This window comes from Acinetobacter piscicola, assembly GCF_015218165.1.
GTDB lineage: Bacteria > Pseudomonadota > Gammaproteobacteria > Pseudomonadales > Moraxellaceae > Acinetobacter > Acinetobacter piscicola_A.
The window spans coordinates 2,990,633-3,009,787 of record NZ_CP048659.1 but is presented as its reverse complement, the minus strand read 5'-3'; the positions used below and the strand labels follow the sequence as shown (position 1 = coordinate 3,009,787).

At 39.9% G+C, this 19,155-nt stretch carries 17 protein-coding genes; 12 read left to right on the top strand and 5 right to left on the bottom strand.

Going from position 1 to position 19,155, the window contains the following annotated elements; all coding sequences use genetic code 11:
• Window positions 1-15: 15 nt before the first annotated feature.
• The 3 genes from G0028_RS14840 to G0028_RS14830 all read right to left on the bottom strand — a co-directional run bounded on the left by G0028_RS14840 (window position 16) and on the right by G0028_RS14830 (window position 2,382).
• Window positions 16-654 carry a 3-oxoacid CoA-transferase subunit B gene (locus G0028_RS14840; protein ID WP_174492160.1) on the bottom strand — a complete coding sequence of 213 codons (639 nt, stop codon included), beginning with the start codon at window positions 652-654 and terminating at the stop codon, window positions 16-18.
• Window positions 655-657: 3 nt separating this feature from the next.
• Entirely contained in the window at window positions 658-1,362 is a 705-nt protein-coding gene (locus tag G0028_RS14835) for a CoA transferase subunit A (RefSeq protein ID WP_180045803.1), read from the bottom strand.
• Window positions 1,363-1,500: 138 nt separating this feature from the next.
• Window positions 1,501-2,382: a LysR family transcriptional regulator gene (locus G0028_RS14830; protein WP_180045801.1), complete on the bottom strand. Its 882-nt coding sequence runs from the start codon at window positions 2,380-2,382 to the stop codon at window positions 1,501-1,503.
• A 295-nt stretch (window positions 2,383-2,677) separates the two neighbouring features.
• On the opposite strand from G0028_RS14830, the gene G0028_RS14825 reads away from it, so the two are divergent.
• The 7 genes from G0028_RS14825 to G0028_RS14795 all read left to right on the top strand — a co-directional run bounded on the left by G0028_RS14825 (window position 2,678) and on the right by G0028_RS14795 (window position 9,131).
• Window positions 2,678-3,664 (top strand): quinone oxidoreductase family protein, encoded by a 987-nt coding sequence (locus G0028_RS14825; RefSeq protein WP_180045799.1) that lies wholly within the window; start codon window positions 2,678-2,680, stop codon window positions 3,662-3,664.
• A gap of 66 nt (window positions 3,665-3,730) precedes the next feature.
• Window positions 3,731-4,579 carry a TauD/TfdA dioxygenase family protein gene (locus G0028_RS14820; RefSeq protein WP_180045797.1) on the top strand — a complete coding sequence of 283 codons (849 nt, stop codon included), beginning with the start codon at window positions 3,731-3,733 and terminating at the stop codon, window positions 4,577-4,579.
• A gap of 54 nt (window positions 4,580-4,633) precedes the next feature.
• The gene (locus G0028_RS14815; protein WP_180045795.1) at window positions 4,634-5,683 is read left to right on the top strand and encodes a 3-keto-5-aminohexanoate cleavage protein; all 1,050 of its coding nucleotides are present in this window, start codon (window positions 4,634-4,636) and stop codon (window positions 5,681-5,683) included.
• 140 nt (window positions 5,684-5,823) lie between these two features.
• Complete coding sequence (locus G0028_RS14810) at window positions 5,824-7,155, top strand: MFS transporter (protein ID WP_130075098.1); 1,332 nt, start codon at window positions 5,824-5,826, stop codon at window positions 7,153-7,155.
• Window positions 7,152-7,808 carry a DsbA family oxidoreductase gene (locus G0028_RS14805; protein ID WP_130075099.1) on the top strand — a complete coding sequence of 219 codons (657 nt, stop codon included), beginning with the start codon at window positions 7,152-7,154 and terminating at the stop codon, window positions 7,806-7,808. Before G0028_RS14810 ends, G0028_RS14805 begins: the two co-directional genes overlap by 4 nt.
• Window positions 7,805-8,113: a Rieske (2Fe-2S) protein gene (locus G0028_RS14800; protein WP_130075100.1), complete on the top strand. Its 309-nt coding sequence runs from the start codon at window positions 7,805-7,807 to the stop codon at window positions 8,111-8,113. The genes G0028_RS14805 and G0028_RS14800 overlap by 4 nt, the downstream gene beginning before the upstream one ends.
• 10 nt (window positions 8,114-8,123) lie before the next feature.
• Window positions 8,124-9,131 carry a YeiH family protein gene (locus G0028_RS14795; RefSeq protein ID WP_130075101.1) on the top strand — a complete coding sequence of 336 codons (1,008 nt, stop codon included), beginning with the start codon at window positions 8,124-8,126 and terminating at the stop codon, window positions 9,129-9,131.
• Between the two features lie 109 nt (window positions 9,132-9,240).
• Here G0028_RS14795 and G0028_RS14790 read toward each other — a convergent pair whose 3' ends face one another.
• Window positions 9,241-10,251: an AraC family transcriptional regulator gene (locus G0028_RS14790; protein ID WP_130075102.1), complete on the bottom strand. Its 1,011-nt coding sequence runs from the start codon at window positions 10,249-10,251 to the stop codon at window positions 9,241-9,243.
• A gap of 294 nt (window positions 10,252-10,545) precedes the next feature.
• Between G0028_RS14790 and G0028_RS14785 the strand changes: the two genes are divergently transcribed.
• From G0028_RS14785 to prpC, 5 genes are all read left to right on the top strand, one after another.
• Entirely contained in the window at window positions 10,546-11,142 is a 597-nt protein-coding gene (locus G0028_RS14785) for an RBBP9/YdeN family alpha/beta hydrolase (RefSeq protein WP_180045793.1), read from the top strand.
• A 181-nt stretch (window positions 11,143-11,323) separates the two neighbouring features.
• Complete coding sequence (locus G0028_RS14780; RefSeq protein ID WP_180045791.1) at window positions 11,324-13,159, top strand: DUF1302 domain-containing protein; 1,836 nt, start codon at window positions 11,324-11,326, stop codon at window positions 13,157-13,159.
• Between the two features lie 306 nt (window positions 13,160-13,465).
• The gene (locus G0028_RS14775; protein ID WP_130075105.1) at window positions 13,466-15,097 is read left to right on the top strand and encodes a long-chain fatty acid--CoA ligase; all 1,632 of its coding nucleotides are present in this window, start codon (window positions 13,466-13,468) and stop codon (window positions 15,095-15,097) included.
• An 81-nt stretch (window positions 15,098-15,178) separates the two neighbouring features.
• Window positions 15,179-16,063: a methylisocitrate lyase gene (prpB, locus tag G0028_RS14770; RefSeq protein WP_111858393.1), complete on the top strand. Its 885-nt coding sequence runs from the start codon at window positions 15,179-15,181 to the stop codon at window positions 16,061-16,063.
• Between the two features lie 2 nt (window positions 16,064-16,065).
• Window positions 16,066-17,202, top strand: coding sequence for a 2-methylcitrate synthase (gene prpC / locus G0028_RS14765; RefSeq protein ID WP_180045789.1), 1,137 nt, complete (start codon window positions 16,066-16,068; stop codon window positions 17,200-17,202).
• 136 nt (window positions 17,203-17,338) lie between these two features.
• Here the strand turns inward: prpC and G0028_RS14760 are convergent, their stop codons facing one another.
• Window positions 17,339-18,580, bottom strand: coding sequence for a tyrosine-type recombinase/integrase (locus G0028_RS14760; RefSeq protein ID WP_180045856.1), 1,242 nt, complete (start codon window positions 18,578-18,580; stop codon window positions 17,339-17,341).
• Window positions 18,581-19,155 lie beyond the last annotated feature (575 nt).

Below are 19,155 nucleotides of genomic sequence, written 5' to 3'. Positions count from 1 at the left end.
TTGAATTTTAAAAATTTATAGATCAGATGTAATCAAATTCAAACCTGTCACACGCTGAATGTATTCTAAACTCACGCCATTTGCTAACTCGATCAATTTAACACCTGCACTTGTAATATCCATGACACCTAAGTCACTGATAATACGACTGACTACAGCTTTGCCTGTAAGTGGTAAACGACATTGTTCTACAATTTTCGGGCTGCCATCTTTGGCGCAATGTTCCATTAAAACAACGACTTTTTTAACACCTGCTACCAAGTCCATGGCACCGCCCATACCCTTGACTTTTTTGCCGGGAATCATCCAATTGGCAAGGTCACCTGTTTCGGAAACTTCCATTGCCCCTAAAATCGCAATATTGACATGACCACCACGGATCATGGCAAAGGATTCAGAGCTTGAGAAAAAGGAGGCCCCCTGACGTGCAGTCACAGTTTGTTTACCTGCATTAATCAAGTCTGCATCGACTGTATCTGCGGTTGGAAATTCATCTATACCGAGTAAGCCATTTTCCGACTGTAACCACACATGTATGCCTTCAGGAATATAATTCGCAACCAGCGTTGGCAGACCAATCCCCAAATTGACATAGAAACCATCTTCAAGTTCAAGTGCTGCACGTTGTGCCATTTCATTGCGTGTCCAAGCCATGTTTTAAGCCTCCACTGCTTTTAAAGTCATTTGTTCAATGCGCTTTTCAGGGTTAGCATTGAGCACGATTCGGTTGACATAAATGCCGGGCAAATGAATATCATCAGGGTCGATTTCACCAATTTCTACAATCTGTTCTACTTCGACAATGGTGAATTTTCCTGCCATCGCACAGTCAGGATTAAAATTTCGTGCAGTTTTACGGAACACCAGATTACCTGCTTTATCTGCTTTATAGGCTTTAACCAAAGCAAGATCTGCGGTGAGTGATGGCTCTAAAATATAAGGTTTTCCATCAAATTCACGGACTTCTTTGCCTTCTGCAATCAAGGTACCGACGCCTGTCTGTGTATAAAATGCAGGAATACCTGCCCCCCCTGCACGGAGTTTTTCGGCTAATGTCCCTTGTGGTGTCAGTTCAACTTCTAGTTCGCCTTGCAAAAATTGACGTTCAAATTCTTTATTTTCACCGACATAAGATGAAATCATTTTTTTAATTTGTTTGGTGGCAAGTAATTTACCTAAGCCTATGCCATCTGTTCCTGCATTATTAGAAATACAGGTTAAACCTGTTACACCCGTATCCATTAACGCATCAATTAAAAGTTCTGGGATACCACATAAGCCAAAGCCACCTACGGCAATGGTTTGATGATCTTTGACCACATCTGCTAAAGCAACGTGTGCATTGGTAACCACTTTATTCATTGTGCTGACTCCATGTCCTTTTACTTATTATTAACATTGCAGCAAGCGCATGAGAAATTGAAAGATTTAAAGGATTAATGAGCAAAACTCATTAATCAGCAAAATTGCTTGAGTCGTGTGTAAATGCATGCCGCTTTTTTAAAATGAATATGCAGTGACAATTTCAATAAATTGAGCGGAAATATGTGAAAGTTCCGTGTCTTTTTTATATATCAATCCTAAATTAAGCTGTACATTGCCTTCATTGATTTCAACGAGGACATTATTTTTTAAATCAATAAATTGCTGAAAATGTCGTGGAATTGCACTGACACCCATTCCATAGGCAACAAAATGGGACAGCGAACTGATTTGATGACATTCCAATTTTAAGTCCAAAACGAAGTTGTTTTGTATGCAGCATTCTTCAATCACATGACGAATGATGGACGGTTTTTGTAAAGTCACAAATGGGGAGCTACACAGCGTTGCCATACTGATGGATGGATGTTTTGCCAGTGGATGATCTTTAGGAACAACGGCGACAAAATCTTCTTTAAATAAAGGTTCAAATACCATTTGATGATGAAATGGCGGTTCGAAGCAAATCCCAATTTCAAATATACCTTCCTGAATTTTTTCAATAATTTTTTCATTAGGTACATCATGAATAGAAAAATTAATATTCGGATGCTGTTTAGAAAACTCATTCAAAATGGCAGGTAAGACAGTATGGGTGGCAAAGGGCATGGAGGCAATATTTAAGTTGCCACGATGTAACTGAAAGCGTTGTTTGACATCTTTTTCCATGTCTTCCCAATTGGCGAGCAATTTTTTGGCATAGGGAATTAAGGATTGTCCTTCAGGGGTCAGGTTGACCAGACGGGTGGTACGTTTAAAGAGTTTCCCACCTAATTCTTCTTCTAAAGCTTTGATAGTCAAACTCAAGGCGGACTGACTCAAGCACAGTTCATCGGCGGCATTGGCATAATTTAAAACACGGGCAAGCACCAAAAAGGCTTTGAGTTGTTTGAGGGTCATCCGTTTTCCTTTATTCGTTTCAACAGCTAACCCACCTTAAAGCATGTTGAAAAAATAGGGAAGTTGCTAAATGAGATGAGATTGAAGGGCGTTAAACCTATTAGCTAAAGTAATGAAAGAGTATTTTTTAACCAAAAAAATTAAAAAACCAAGGGGATTTGAACAAACTCATTTAAAAGATTGTGTCGTAAAATGTTAAGTCACTGTCGTCAAATGTAAAGGGTAAAGAAGTCGGGTGTTGTAGTTTTAGATTATGCATTTAGCAATCAATAATAAGCAAAACATGGATAGGAAAATGACACAGACACAAGCAGTACGTTTTTATGAAACCGGTACACCTGATGTAATGCGCTTAGAAACAGTAAATTTAGGTGAGCCCCAAGCAGGTGAAGTCCGTTTACGTCACGTTGCAGTGGGTTTGAATTATGCCGATACCTATTTCCGTAATGGGACTTATCCGATTCCACTACCCAATGGGATTGGTACAGAAGCTTCGGGCATTATTGAAGCTCTTGGCGAAGGTGTGACTGACTTTGCAGTGGGTGATCGTGTCACATATACAGGTTTTTTAAACACGCTAGGTGCATATAGCATTGCACGCAATATTCCAGCCAATGCTTTGATCAAACTGCCAGAAGCCATTTCTTGTGAAACAGCAGCCGCAATGACGATGAGAGGCTTAACTGCTTCTTATTTAATGCGCCGTATTTATGACTTCAAAGCAGGTGACACAATTTTGCTGCATGCCGCAGCAGGTGGGGTTGGACTGATTGTATCGCAATGGGCAAAATTACTGGGTTTAACGGTGATTGGTACAACTTCTACTGAGGAAAAAGCAGCTGTTGCTCGTGCACATGGCTGTGATCATGTGATTAATTATAGTCATGAAAATGTCGCTGAGCGTGTGCGTGAGCTGACCAACGGTGTGGGGGTTAATGTCGTCTTTGATAGTGTCGGCAAAGATACCTTTATGTCATCGTTGGATTCATTAAAACGCCGTGGTTTGATGGTGTGTGTAGGGACGGCGTCAGGTCCAATTGCAGAATTTAATCCTGTCTTACTTGCAATGAAAGGTTCATTATTTATTACACGTCCAGCACTTGCAGATTACATCGCCGACCCAGCCGAAAAGCAGGCTTTGGCCAATGAATTATTTGATCATGTTGCCAATGGTCGTATCAAAATTGAAATTAATCAACGCTATGAACTCAAGGATGCAGTTCAAGCTCATCGTGATTTAGAAGCTCGTAAAACTATCGGATCTTCTATTTTTATGATCTAAATCTCACGCTTGTGAGCTACTTACTTCAGTCTAGAAACGAAGGTTTTTTGCTAGAAAGGATTTCTTATGCAAGTAGAAAAGTTAACCTGCAATATTGGTGCAGAATTACGTGGTGTAAATTTGGCGGATGCCATCCATAATTCAGATATGTTTGCTGAAATACGCTCGCATTTACTTCAACATAAGGTCTTGTTTTTAAGAGATCAAAATATTTCACGCGCTGACCATGTCGCGTTTGCTGAACTTTTTGGTCAGCTTGAAGATCATCCTGTGGCAGGTAGCCATGCTGATCACCCTGGTTTGGTTCAGATTTATAAGACACCAGAAAGTCCTGTAGACCGCTATGAAAATGCATGGCACAGCGATGCAAGCTGGCGCAAAATCCCGCCAATGGGTTGCGTATTGCGCTGTGTAGAGTGCCCACCAGTTGGGGGCGATACTATGTGGACCAATATGGCGATGGCATATGAAAATTTACCCGAAGATGTTAAAGCCAAAATCGCAGATTTACGTGCTTATCACAGTATCGAAGCCAGTTTTGGTGCGGCGATGCCGATAGAAAAACGTTTAGCGTTAAAAGCACAGTACCCTGATGCTGAGCATCCTGTCGTACGTACTCATCCTGAAACCGGTGAGAAGATTTTATATGTAAATGCTTTTACGACCCATTTCAGCAATTTTCATACGAAAGATCGTGTACGTATAGGGCAAGATGCCAATCCGGGTGCTGGCGAGTTGTTACGTTATTTAATTACTCAAGCCTATATCCCTGAATATCAAGTACGTTGGCGTTGGCAACCCAACAGTATTGCGATTTGGGATAACCGGAGTACGCAGCATTATGCTGTGATGGATTATCCCGCATGTCATCGCAAAATGGAGCGAGCGGGTATCATCGGTGATGCAACATATTAATTTTAAAAATTATTTTATCTAAAAAATATTCTATAAATCGCATAGGAGATGCACATGCAATTTTTTGATGATTCTTTACATCCTGAAAATATGGAAAAAGTGGTGATTACTGTTGCACCGTATGGTCCAGAGTGGATGCCTGAAGATTTTCCAGAAGATATTCCTGTGACAATGGAAGAACAAATCCAAAAAGCAGTGGAGTGTTATGAGGCAGGTGCATCGGTACTGCATTTACATGTACGTGAATTAGATGGTAAAGGTTCAAAACGCTTATCTAAATTTAATGAACTGATTGCGGGTGTACGTGCGGCTGTGCCCGACATGATCATCCAGGTGGGCGGCTCGATTTCTTTTGCACCTGAAAGTGAAGGTGAAGCAGCATTGTGGTTGAGTGACGATACGCGTCATAAATTGGCTGAATTAGATCCAAAACCTGATCAAGTGACTGTTGCTGTTAACACCACGCAAATGAATATTATGGAACTTTTATATCCAGAATATCTCAAAGGTACATCACTTGAACATCCTGCAATTCAAGCAGCTTATGCAGAAATGACAGTACCTGCAGGTCCCGAATGGTTGATTGAGCATTTAAAACGTTTGGCTGCTAATGGCATTCAACCACATTTCCAATTAACAGGAATGCACGGACTAGAAACTTTAGAGCGTCTTGTTCGTAAAGGTTTGTATAAAGGACCAATGAACTTAACTTGGATTGGGATTGGTGGTGGTTTTGATGGCCCAAACCCATTTAACTTCTTTAACTTTATTCACCGTGTACCTGATGGCTGTACCTTAACTTCTGAGTCTTTACTGAAAAATGTATTACCACTGAACACTATCTCAATGGCAATGGGTTTACATGCGCGAGTGGGGAATGAAGACACCATTATTAACCATAAAGGTGAGCGCTTCTCTTCGGTTGAGCAGATCAAACAAACTGTACGTATTGCACATGAGTTAGGGCGTGAAGTGGCAAATGGTCAAGAGGCACGTGACATTTATCGCATTGGCGTGCAGTACGACACCATTGAAGAAACTTTACTTGCAAATGGGATGGCACCCAATCGTAAAGCAGGACAAAAGGGCGTACCACAGCGCTAATTACATTCAAGCGAAAATCAAGAGTTATACGGAATTTTAACTCGAATCGCTGGAATTTAGGAGGATTATACTTTTTTAAGCGAAGTGTAATCCTCCAAAGATTAAAAACTACAAATGATAAAAAATACAAGGAGGTGGTTATGGGTGTACATCACTATACATCCGATGCGACAGGTGTTGATACGTCAATCGGTATTCCGCGTCGTTATGCTTGGATGGTCTTTGCCCTTACTTTTGGTTTACTGATTTCAGACTACATGTCGAGACAAGTGTTAAATGCTGTTTTTCCACTGATTAAAAGTGAGTGGGCATTAACTGATAGTCAGTTAGGTCTACTCAGTGGCATTGTGGCATTAATGGTGGGTTTGCTCACTCTACCATTATCACTACTGGCTGACCGTTTTGGACGGGTCAAAAGTTTAACAATCATGGCTGTGTTGTGGAGCTTAGCAACTTTAGGGTGTGCGCTTGCTGAAAGCTATCAACATATGTTTATTGCTCGTTTTTTTGTCGGTGTCGGTGAGGCTGCTTATGGCAGTGTAGGTATTGCTGTTGTGGTTGCCGTATTTCCAAGAGAAATGAGAGCAACATTAGCCAGTGCATTTATGGCGGGTGGTGTTTTTGGTTCATTCTTAGGCATGTCACTCGGTGGTGTCATGGCGGAACATTTTGGATGGCGCTGGGCATTTGCAGGGATGGCAATTTTTGGTCTAGTTTTGGCAATGCTTTATCCACTTGTGGTAAAAGAGAAAAAAATAGCAGCACCCAAAGTGCTTGATCATCATGGGCAAAAAATAAAATCAGCAAAAAATCCGCTCAGAAGTTTGTATTCAAGTCGTTCTGTCGTTGCGACTTATATCGGCAGTGGTTTACAGCTTTTTGTTGGTGGCACGGTGATTGTATGGATGCCAAGTTATCTGAATCGTTATTACGGTATGAGTACTGATAAGGCAGGGATTACTGCTGCCATCATTGTATTGTTTAGTGCGGTGGGGACAATTTTATGCGGCATGCTATGTGACCGTTTAGGGAAAGATCGTCCTGATCGTAAAGTTGTTTTAGCAATAATTTATTGTATTGGTGGTTGCATTCTTTTGTCTGTTGCCTTCGCCTTACCGGCAGGAACAGCACAATTATTATTGATTTGTTTAGGTATGTTTATCGCTTTGGGTACCAATGGTCCTTCGAGTGCAATGGTGGCGAATTTAACCCATAACTCGGTACATGGTACTGCATTTGCAACTTTAACTTTAGCCAATAACTTTTTAGGTTTAGCCCTTGGTCCATTGGTGATTGGAAAGCTGTCCGATGTCATTGGTTTACATGATGCTTTTCGAGTGATGCCTTTGGTCAGTATTTTAGCGGCTGTGGTGTTCTTATATGCCAAACGGCATTACCACAAAGACATGGAACGTGCCAATCAGCAAGCTTTGGCAACAAATGATGTACAAGATATGGAAGAGAAATCATGACACGTCAATTAACGATCGATGTTTTTTTTGAGTTTATTTGTCCTTGGTGTCTGATTGGAAAGCGTCAATTAAATAACGCTATACAACAATTAAAACAAAGCCATCCAGATGTAAATGTGCTGCTTCAGTGGCGTGGTGTACAGCTTTTACCGCAAATTCCAAAAGACGGCGTGCCATTTAAAGCATTTTATTTGGTCAGATTAGGCAATGCGACAGCTGTACGTCAACGACAAGAACAAGTTCGTCAAGCCGCAAAAATTGTAGGTATCGATCTTGATTTTAATTTGATTCCTCGAATGCCCAATACAAGTAAAGCACATGTTTTATTTAAAAATGCGTTGAAATTTGCAAGTCCAACACTCTGTGATCGTTTGCTTGAAGCTATTTTTACAGCTTATTTTCATCATTCAGAAGATATCAGTGATATTGCAACCTTACAAAAAATAGCAAGCTATTGTGGGTTTACCGATGAGGTCTTAGAAAAAATATTTGCAGCACAGAATAACACGGCATTTATTTCAGCAGATACAGGGGGTAAAGGGGTACCGTACTTTGTATTTGATGGAAGTTTTGCAATGGCAGGCGCTCAGCCTGCGCAAGCTTTATATCAGGCAATGCTTGAGGCATTGGAAATGCAGGAGCAATATGCATGACCAGTCGTTTTCACGTTCCTCAGGATAAAATTCCGACTTTAGGGCAACGTACATTTTTGCAAGTTGCAGATCAGTTTATTGTTTTAGTGAATGTTGAGGAAAATCTCTATGCGATTAATGATTGTTGTCCTCATCAGGGTGCATCTTTATTCAGTGGTAAACTTGAAGGACAAACGATTCAATGTTGCGCACATGGGCTTAAATTTGATTTGGCAACAGGATATTTGAATAACTCAACTCATTTTAAAGTCACTACATATCTCGTAGAAAAGATCGATGATCAAATTTTTATCGTGATGGATTGAGGGGAAGTACATGCCAAATATTCAAACTCTCCATTTACGCACACGTGAATTGATGCCAGGTTTTGTTGTAAGTGTTGTCGTTGCCGCCGCTGCGTGCTTTTTATCTGAGCATTATGGTGCACCTGTGATGCTATTTGCTTTATTGCTCGGAATGGCACTTAATTTTCTATCGAATGATGGAAAATGCAAAGCAGGTATAGAGTTTACAGCACGTACTGTGTTAAGAATCGGCATTGCACTTTTAGGCATGCGAATTACCTTAGGGCAAATCACAGCATTAGGGTGGCAGCCTGTTGTTATGGTGATTACCTTAGTGGCAGTCACGATTTCTACATCTGTGTTTGCTGCAAAGGCGCTTGGCTTTAATAAGTTTTTTGGCATGCTTACAGGGGGAGCGACTGCAATTTGTGGTGCATCAGCAGCATTAGCACTGTCTGCGGCGTTACCAAATCATCCACAAAAAGAAAAAGCGACTTTATTTACCGTGATAGGTGTATCTGCACTTTCAACATTGGCAATGATTGTTTATCCCATGATTGCAAGAGGGTTGGAACTCTCTCCATTGGCATCAGGTGTTTTTTTGGGGGCAACCATTCATGATGTTGCACAAGTGGTCGGTGCTGGTTATAGCATGTCAACAGAAACAGGCGATACTGCAACGGTTGTGAAGTTAATGCGTGTGGCGATGTTACTGCCTGTCATTGTCTGTGCAGCCATGATTACGCGAATGCAAGGTGCAGATGATGGCACAGGGCAACGTCCACCATTGTTGCCGATGTTTGCTGTAGGTTTTTTGCTTCTTGCATGTATTAATAGTACGGGATGGGTTCCACCGATCATTCAAGGTGGACTGAATGAATTGTCACGTTGGTGCTTAATTATCGCGATTAGTGCATTAGGCATGAAAACACAGCTGAAAGAGTTGGCAAGTGTGGGAATGAAACCAATTTTATTGATGATTGGGGAAAGTATCTTCTTGGTGGTATTGGTCTTAGCACTTATGAAATTATGGCTATAGTATAGCGGTTGATTGATGAGTATTGGACAGTACAAAAAAGGCTTCTCCATCATAGAGACGCCTTTTTGTATAATTTCAATGGATAGATGATTGCTGTTGATGATTCGACTTAGTGCAATAAGGTTTTGTTCATTTCACGCCATGTATTTGGCGCCATTTTAAATTGACTGATAAACCAACGCGTAAATGAACTTGGCATTGAATATCCTAAAATATCAGAGATTTGCCCTAATGAATAATTTAAATTTTTTAAATAACGAAATACCAGATCACGGCGAACATCATTGACCAAATCACTAAAATTAGTTTGGTGTGCAACTAAACGACGTTGTAGTGTTCGTACATTTAAGCCATGCGTATGAGCCACTTGGTCAATGGTGGCACGTCCCATCGGTAATAATAAATAAATGCTTTTACGAAGGTCAAAAATAAGCGAGGACTCACCATCATTTTGTAAAATATCAAGATAACGTTGCGCATGATCTGCCATTGCCGTATTACCTAAGGGATTAGCAGTATCTAGCTCTGTTGCTGTACAGACAATCCCATTAAATTCACTGCCAAATTTTAAAGTACAGCCGAAAATACGCTTATGTGTGGATAAATCTTTGGGTGCAGGATGGGTAAAATGAATACTTAAAGGACGCCATTTAGGGCCTAGTAATGCTGCGCAAAAACGATGGGTAATACCGATTGCGAGTTCAATTGCTTGGCGGCTATAGGCGGATATACCTGTCACAACCTCCTCTCGAATAATGACTGTTTTATCGATTTCTTCAATGTAAATTGCCAGTGCATCATTAAATAAATTTCGATAGCGCACAATGATATTTAAGGCATCACGTAAAGTCTGTTGATAATTTAACAATAGACTAATTTCACCAAAATCAGCTAGGTGGCGTTCTTCAGCCATACGTAAACCAAAAGATTCACAGTGGCTCATTTGGGCAGATTGTTCGAGTAATGAAATCGCTTTATCTACAGGTATACGTTGTTTTGCATTGGTCAGTTGAGTCGGACATAGTCCAACATCAGACAATAAATAATAAGGATTAATGTCTAATTGTTGTGTGACATGGACGTAATTTTTTAACACCGCCATATGAGCAAGAGGAATCACCTGAATTTCTCCTTTTTAAAATTTGACCTTCCTAGTCGAGTTTTATTTATAACGAAAATTTTCTGTTCATCATAGTTTTCATCACGACTTTAATCGTAACGAGATGTAGCTATTTTCAAGATTGAATGAATGTAAATCTGATTTTATACAGATGAAATGGTTTTAGTGAAAGTGTCATCAAATGAAAAGTAAATGTCATCTAATGTGTATTTTAGGAAATACTGAACTTGTATTGTGACTGAGTATTTTGATGAATTATTGTCCTTTTATTGCAGGATGCAAAAGGTAGAAAATATGGAAAAAATGAGCACAAAGGCAACGATTTTAATCATTCCAGGACTGCGAGATCATGTGGAAGAGCATTGGCAGACTTTATTGGCTGCGCAGTTAGAAAAGGTACGTACTGTTCCTCCGACTGAAGTAGATAAATTAAGTTGTGCTAATCGGGTAGCACGTATTCAAGCTGAGTTAGATCAAATTGAAGGTGCAGTGATTTTAGTTGCACATAGTGCAGGGGTATTAATGACTATTCATTGGGCACAAATTTATTCATCACAAAAAATCAAAGGTGCGTTGTTGGTTACACCCCCTGATCTAAAGCAAAGTTGGCCAGAAAATTATCCAAGTTCTCAAGTATTGGCACAACAGGGTTGGTCGCCTTTACCTGAACAAACTTTACCCTTTCCAAGCATTGTAATTGCAAGTGAAAATGATCACTTAGCCAGTCAAAAAGCTGTTGAAACAATGGCGAAAAACTGGGGCAGTGAATGGGTGAATTTGGGTGAAGTGGGGCATATGAATCCTGCCTCAGGATTTGGTCTTTGGCCTGAAGCGGTCAAATTTATCACTCAATTGGACGCTATAGAACAGCGTGTTGATACCGTCTTATAAGTGTCCAAATATAAATAAAAACAGATGGGTTGAAGAGGATGAAGCCATCTTTGAGAAAAAGCATTGAATAAAATCAATGCGAGAAAAAGATTTTATATAACAAAAACCACAGTTTAGCTCATCACCTACACGATGTTCGCCAAAACTTATCATGAATAAATCATATCGATATGGAGATGATATGGTCAGTAACACTTTGTTTTTAAAAAATACCAAACAGCCTATTGTTTCATTGACTCAGCTTTGTATGTGTATGGGGTTAGTGTTCAGCATAGCAGAGGTTTCTGCTACGTCGTTTGAATTTAATGAGGATTGGAAACTTGAAACTCATACTCAGTTAAGTATCGGGCAGAGTTGGAGTACTCAAGCTCCTGATCCTGCTTTACTATACCGACCTGATGCGCTGAGTATCGGTAAAGAGGGAAGCAGTATCGATATTAATGGTGATAATGGACGCGCTAACTTTGAAAAAGGTGATGCGATTTCACAAGTTGTAAAAGGTTTAACAGAATTCCGTCTCAATGGAAAAAACCAAGGCGCCGTACTTAGTGCAAAGTATTGGTATGATCACGCTTATGAAACAGGCAAAGGGGATTTTATCCCTTTTGATGATTCAGCATGGCCGCGTTTGGTGAAATACAAAGGAATTGACCTTTGGGATGCTTATCTTTGGAAAAATTTAAGTTTTGATCATGGCAAAAGTCTAGATTTAAAACTCGGTAAACATGCTTTAAATTGGGGGAAATCTCAATTCTTTCAAAACGGTTTAAATTCAGTCAGTGCTTTTGACTATGCAGCCATGAACCGTCCAGGAGGTGATGTCAAAGAACGCATCATTCCTGTGGAGATGTTTTCCTTTGTCGCTGGATTATCGGATAAAACTAAAGTTGAAGGTTTTTATCAGTTTAAATTTCGTCCATCAACGATAGATGGTTGTGGAACTTTCTTTGAAATCTCTGATGTTTTTGCAGAAAATTGTGGGCCTTTATTGATTGGTGGTCCGGGCTTTACTACAGACCAAGCCATCAATGGTCCATTAGATTTTACTGTTGCTCGATTACCTAGTGAATATGCTAAGAACAGTGGTCAATATGGGGTGTCAATTAAACAGATTATTCCAAGTTTGAATAATGCCGAATTAGGCGCATATTTCGCCAATTACCATAGTCGAATTTTGCATTTTGATGGCATTGTCGTGTCTGAACCAGGCGCTACCAATTATCATACTGCTCGCATTTTATCGGTTTATCCTGAAGATATTAAAATGTATGGTTTAAGTTTGACAGGTAAAGTGGGTAAGACTTCTATTTTTAGTGAGTTAAATTATAAACCGAATATGCCATTGCACTTTAATAGTACCGATATGGTCTATGCACAAGCCCTCTATAATGACACGCCGATCACAGTGCCAGGTGAAACTTTAAAACTTGGTGAACGAATCAACGGCTTTGCTGAAGTCCCTGTTACACAGTTGACTTTGGGTGCTGCAACAGTGATTCCGAATATTTTGGGTGCAAGTACGTTATCGTTGGTGGGGGAGTTAGGGGTTAATCACATCGGTGATACGGATCAATACCATTTTGGACGTAGTGGTGCTTTTGGACGTAGTGGTTTGTCAACAGGAGCATATGACCCAAATAAAGTGGAAACCTATTGTATTGCACCAAAAACAGCGCAATTATCTGATCAAGAAATTCGAGATCTCAATGCCAAATACTGTAATGATGAAGGCTTTTTTGAAGAGTGGTCAACAGGTTATCGTTTAAGAGGTGCGTTGAGTTATAACGACTTACTGGCTGATACTACAGTTTCACCAAGTTTAATGTTCCGTCATGATATCAAAGGTTATGGGCCTAATTTTCAAGAGGGGCAAATGGCCATCAGTGCGGGCGTTTCGGCAACGTATCAAAAGAAATATGTGACAGAGCTTTCTTACACAAATTTCTTTGGGAATAATGAGTTTAGTGTTTTAGATGATCGTGATTTTGCATCATTGGTCTTTAAAATGCAGTTCTAATCTAGGACATGTTAACTCTTTCCAATATTTTTAATTTAGCTCTTCTTTTTGTCTACTTTTGAAAGTGGAGAGGAGGAAGGGCTTTATTAATTAAAAAGGGACAACTGATCATGTATATATTTTAGTGAAAGCGAGGTTTCTTTTATCAGGTAAAAATCGAGTTCGATGTGTCGAAAAGATAAGTCTGTGTCGTGAAAAGATAAAAACAATAAAAAAATTAAGCTAATTTAGAGCCCAATTTATGCAGCAATGCATAATCAATATTCAAAAAACATTTTAAAAAATTCGGGAATAAGGACATTTTCCATGTACGGCAATATGATGTTTCAGCCACTTTTGATCAGCAGTTTAATTGAACATGCACAAATGTATCATGCAGATACCGCGATTATTTCAAAAAATACAGATGGCATGATGACGCATACCTGTTGGGGGGAAATTGCTGAAAATTCGAAACGCTTTGCCAACTATTTAACAAAGCTCAACTTAAAACAAAGTGATCGTGTGGCAACCATTGCATGGAACAACCATCGTCATTTGGAAACTTGGTATGCTGTTTCGGGTAGTGGTTTGATTTGTCACACCATTAACCCACGCCTGTTTCCTGAGCAACTCAGTTTTATTATCAATGATGCAGATGACCAAATCCTGATTTTTGATAAAACATTTGTCAATTTAGTCTTGTCAATTAAAGAGAGCATTCCACAGGTCAAACAATTTATTTGCTTGGATGCTTATGATGCAGACATTGCTCAAATTTTCCCTGATATTCAGTTTTATGATGAGTTAATTGAAAATCAGTCAATTCGATTTACATGGCCAATCTTAGATGAAAATACCGCCAGTTCATTGTGTTATACCTCAGGGACCACAGGCAATCCGAAAGGCGTGTTATATAGCCATCGTTCAACTGTTTTACATAGTTATGCAAGCAGCTTACCCGATTCATTTAATTTATCTGCTAAAGATCGAATATTACCTGTCGTTCCGATGTTCCATGTCAATGCATGGGGAACACCCTATGCAGCCGCAATGACGGGGGCAAGTTTAGTCTTACCTGGACCAATGCTCGATGGCACAAGTTTGGTTAGTCTGATTGATGATTATCAAGTCACTGCAGCATTGGGCGTTCCAACGATTTGGCAAGGTTTACTCAATGCTGCACAGCAGTTAGGTAGTGAGCTCAGTAGTTTAAAACGCAATGTTGTGGGTGGGGCAGCTTGTCCACCCTCCATGATTAAAGCCTTTAAAGAAAAATATCAATGTGAAACTATTCATGCATGGGGAATGACTGAAACCAGTCCAATGGGCGTGGTGAATCAACTCAAAGCCAAACATCATCAATGGGATGAAGCCAATCAATCGCAAGTGCGTCTAGCCCAAGGTCGTCCACCATTTGGCGTGCATTTACGTGTTTGTGAAGAGGAAAAAGGCACAGTTGAGCTAGAACGAGATGGTCACTCAACGGGGCACTTGCAGATTCAGGGACATTGGATTGTTGATCGTTATTTTGCGCAAACTGAGTCCGCTTTAACAGAAGATGGTTGGTTTGATACAGGTGATATTGCGACTTTAGATGAAGATGGTTATCTGAATATTGCTGATCGTGCCAAAGATTTGATCAAATCAGGGGGAGAGTGGATATCCTCTGTAGAGCTAGAAAATATTGCGCTTGCTCATCCTGAAATTGATACCGTTGCAGTAATTGCAGCACATCATCCACGTTGGGATGAACGCCCTATTTTAATTGCGAAAAAATCTATAGAAAGTCAGGTGACTGAGAGCCAAATTCTGGATTATTACAATGACAAAATTGCCAAATGGCAAATTCCTGACAAGGTGATTTTTGTTGATGCCATTCCTGTCGGGGGGACGGGTAAAATTTTAAAGAAAGATTTACGTGAAATGTATGGCTCAGTTTTATTAGAAACAGAGTAAGTCTTTTATTTGCATAGTGTTTTGGCAATAGAGTGACACACTTTATTTTCAAAAGATGAAAAAATGATCAAGGAAAGGAATATGACACAAGAAACGTCTGCAGGCTTAAGATTTAGACAAGCACTGGAAGTGGAAAAACCATTACAAATTATCGGTACAGTCAACGCTTATGCAGCGATGATGGCGAAACAAGTCGGCTACAAGGCGATTTATCTTTCGGGTGCGGGTGTTGCCAACTATTCTTATGGTTTACCTGACTTGGGTATGACCAGCTTAGACAACGTATTAGAAGATGTGCGTCGTATTACCGAACGTGTAGATACTCCCTTACTTGTCGATATTGACACGGGGTGGGGCGGTGCATTCAATATTGCACGTACTGTGAAACAAATGATTGCCGCAGGTGCAGCCGCTGTTCATATTGAAGACCAAGTGGCACAAAAACGTTGTGGACATCGTCCAAACAAAGAAATCGTGTCTCAACAAGAAATGGTAGATCGGATCAAAGCGGCAGTCGATGCAAAAACTGATTCAAATTTCGTAGTGATGGCACGTACAGATGCTTTACAAAAAGAAGGTTTGCAAGCGGTGATTGACCGTGCATGCGCATGTGTAGAAGCGGGTGCAGATGCGATCTTCGCAGAAGCGATGACGGATATCACCATGTATAAAACAGTCTGCGATGCAGTGGGTGTACCAGTATTGGCAAATATTACAGAATTTGGTGATACACCGTATTACACAACGCAAGAACTCGGTGAGCAAGGGATTTCAATGGTGTTATATCCATTGTCAGCTACGCGCGCGATGCAAAAAGCAGCACTCGAAGTATTCCGTTCTATTCGTGAAAATGGTACGCAAGTGAATGTGTTAGATACCATGCAACAACGTAAAGAGCTGTATGAATTCCTTGATTATCATACATTTGAAAATACATTAGACAAACTATTCACAGAAGGAAAATAAAAATGGCTGAAGGAAAAGTACTTACAGGCGCAGGCTTACGTGGTCAAGTTGCAGGTAAAACAGCATTATCTACAGTAGGTAAGAGCGGCGCAGGCTTAACTTACCGTGGTTATGATGTGCAAGATCTTGCTGAAAATTGCCAATTTGAAGAAGTCGCTTATTTAATCTTCTTTGGTGAATTACCAACAGCAGAACAACTTGCTGCATATAAAGCAAAATTGAAATCACTTCGCCAATTACCACAAGCATTGAAAGAAGTATTAGAACGTATTCCTGCTGACTCACACCCAATGGACGTGATGCGTACAGGCGTTTCAATGTTAGGTAATCTTGAAACAGAAAAATCATTTGATGAACAGCAAGATGTTGCAGACCGCATTTTAGCGACTTTACCTGCAATCATTTGCTACTGGTACCGTTTTAGCCATGATGGCGTACGTATCGAAGAAAATACAGATGACGATTCAATTGGCGCTCAATTCCTGCATTTACTACGTGGTGAAAAACCAAATGAATTACATGAGCAAGTGATGAATGTATCGTTAATTCTTTATGCAGAGCATGAGTTTAACGCATCGACATTCACAGCACGTGTATGTGCTTCGACGCTTTCTGATATGCATTCTTGTATTACAGGTGCAATTGGTTCACTTCGTGGTCCACTCCATGGTGGTGCAAACGAAGCTGCGATGGAAATGATCGAAAACTGGACGTCACCTGAAGAAGCTGAACGTGAAATGTTGGGTAAACTTGAACGTAAAGAAAAGATCATGGGCTTTGGTCATGCGATCTACAAAGATAATGACCCACGTAACGGCATCATCAAAATCTGGTCTGAGCGTTTAGCGAAAGATGTCGGTGACACTGTACTTTATCCAGTATCAGTACGTTGCGAAGAAGTGATGTGGCGTGAGAAGAAATTATTCTGTAACGCAGACTTCTTCCATGCATCTGCTTATCATTTCATGGGAATTGCAACCAAACTATTTACACCAATCTTTGTGATGAGCCGTGTAACAGGTTGGGCCGCACATGTAATGGAACAACGTGCAGACAACCGTATTATTCGTCCAAGTGCGGACTATACAGGTCCTGAACTGCGTAAAGTGGTTCCAATTGCTGAGCGTTCTGCTGCGTAATTGTTTAAAATCTTAATGCTCTAATGATAATCTCATTAGGGCTTATTCAAATCATATATGCTGGATTATGTGATGTGTACTGAAATAACAGGACACCTCCGCTAGTGTAATTTTGTCTATCAAAAGTAAATTCAAGCTATATGGTTGTGTATTTAGTTCTTTTTAACTGGATAATGCTTTGATCTGCAATTTCTTCTAAATAATTGGCGTACCACTGCATCATATTGGCTCTGTCCTCTAAATACTGAGCCTTGCTATAAACACCTGCTACACCATCCTTTATGTGTGCCAATGCAGCTTCAATATGACGCTCATCAAAACCACGATTATTTAAAAGGGTACTGGCGATATGCCTAAAGCCGTGAGGTGTTTGTCGACCCTCATAACCCATACGGCGCAAAGCCATAATAAAAACGGTATCTGATTTAGGCTTACTCTTGTCCGAACGACTTGGAAATAAAAACTCGGAATTAGTTTCATACGTTTTTAATTCTTGCAGAATGGCAACGGCTTGTTTTGATAAAGGTACGACATGCTCACGGCGTTTCTTCATGCGTTCTTCGGGGATATTCCATACAGCAAGATCAAAGTCGAACTCATCCCATTTTGCTTGTCTTAATTCACTTGGACGACAAAACAACATTGCCAAAAGCTGTAAACCGATTCTTACGTCCATCGTAGGGTAGTTATTGATGGCTCTGATCAATGTCGGTAATTCCTGTTCACTGACATGCGCCATGTTTTCTTTTTTGCCTTGTTGCAAATACTTTTGAATACCCTCTAAAGGATTGTAGTCAATACGACCAGTGACCTTTGCATAGTCATAAATATCTCGGCACATTGCCCGAACTCGGTTGACCTGTTCATAGATGCCTTGCTTCTGTTGAATACTTTGTAAATGGTTCATCCATTCAATCGGCTTGATCGTGGTGTACAAGCGTTTGCCGAAAACAGGGAATATATGTTTTTCTAATGCGCCTTTATTTCGGGTCATGGTGTCATTCACCCAAGTATTTACTTTGGTGTCTAACCATTCTCTAGCCAATAATTCAAAAGTAGCATTATTCTGTTCTAACTCTTGGCGGTTTCTTTCTTGTTTGGTAATGATTGGGTTGTCGCCGTGAGAAATGTCGTTAACAATCTCAGACGCTTTTTTTCTTGCGCCTTTACCTGACAATTCAGGATAAGTACCTATCCCAAGCCATGACCATTTACCATCAGCCTTTTTGTATCTGAATAACCACGCTTTTTTACCATCAGGCTTTACACGGAAATATAAACCTTCATCATCTAGTTCCCGATACTCTTTTAATTCAAGTCCAAGATTGGCAATTACAGTATCAGACAACAGATGGCGTTTTATATCTGATCTTTTCATGGCTTGTACACCAGCGAGTTCAATAAAATGTGCAATGTACAAGACAGTGTACACGGTGTATGTACACTATAGCTAGTTATGTTTGGTTATGTTTAGGCAAGAAAAAAGGCTTAATCCCTTTAGAATTAAGCCTTTTATCTTTAAAACTTGGCATATTTTGCCATGTTTTGGAAGGTATTTGGTGGAGATGGCGTCAGATGAACACATTCTCTAACCAATTAATTTTAAAAGCAATTAAACAATAAAAATTAATCTATTACCCAATCGTTACCCAAAAGATTTAGACACACCTTTATGCCTGAAATTCACTTGAGTTCAAATCCTGTTTCAGGATTTGAACATGTGGTTATGTTAACAGATAAAATATTTGTATAGAAAGAATAGTTAAATACAGTAAGGGGGGAAGTGTACTTAGGATTATCTATTTTCAGGCTTTCTGTTGGTCATATTTTTCATTTCAAGTTTATTTTATTGAGAAAAAATTCAAACTAGAAAATTATTATCTCACCTGTAGTCAATAACGCGGAAGATTAAAAGTAGAATAGAAAGAAAAGTAAAATATAGAAAACAAAAAG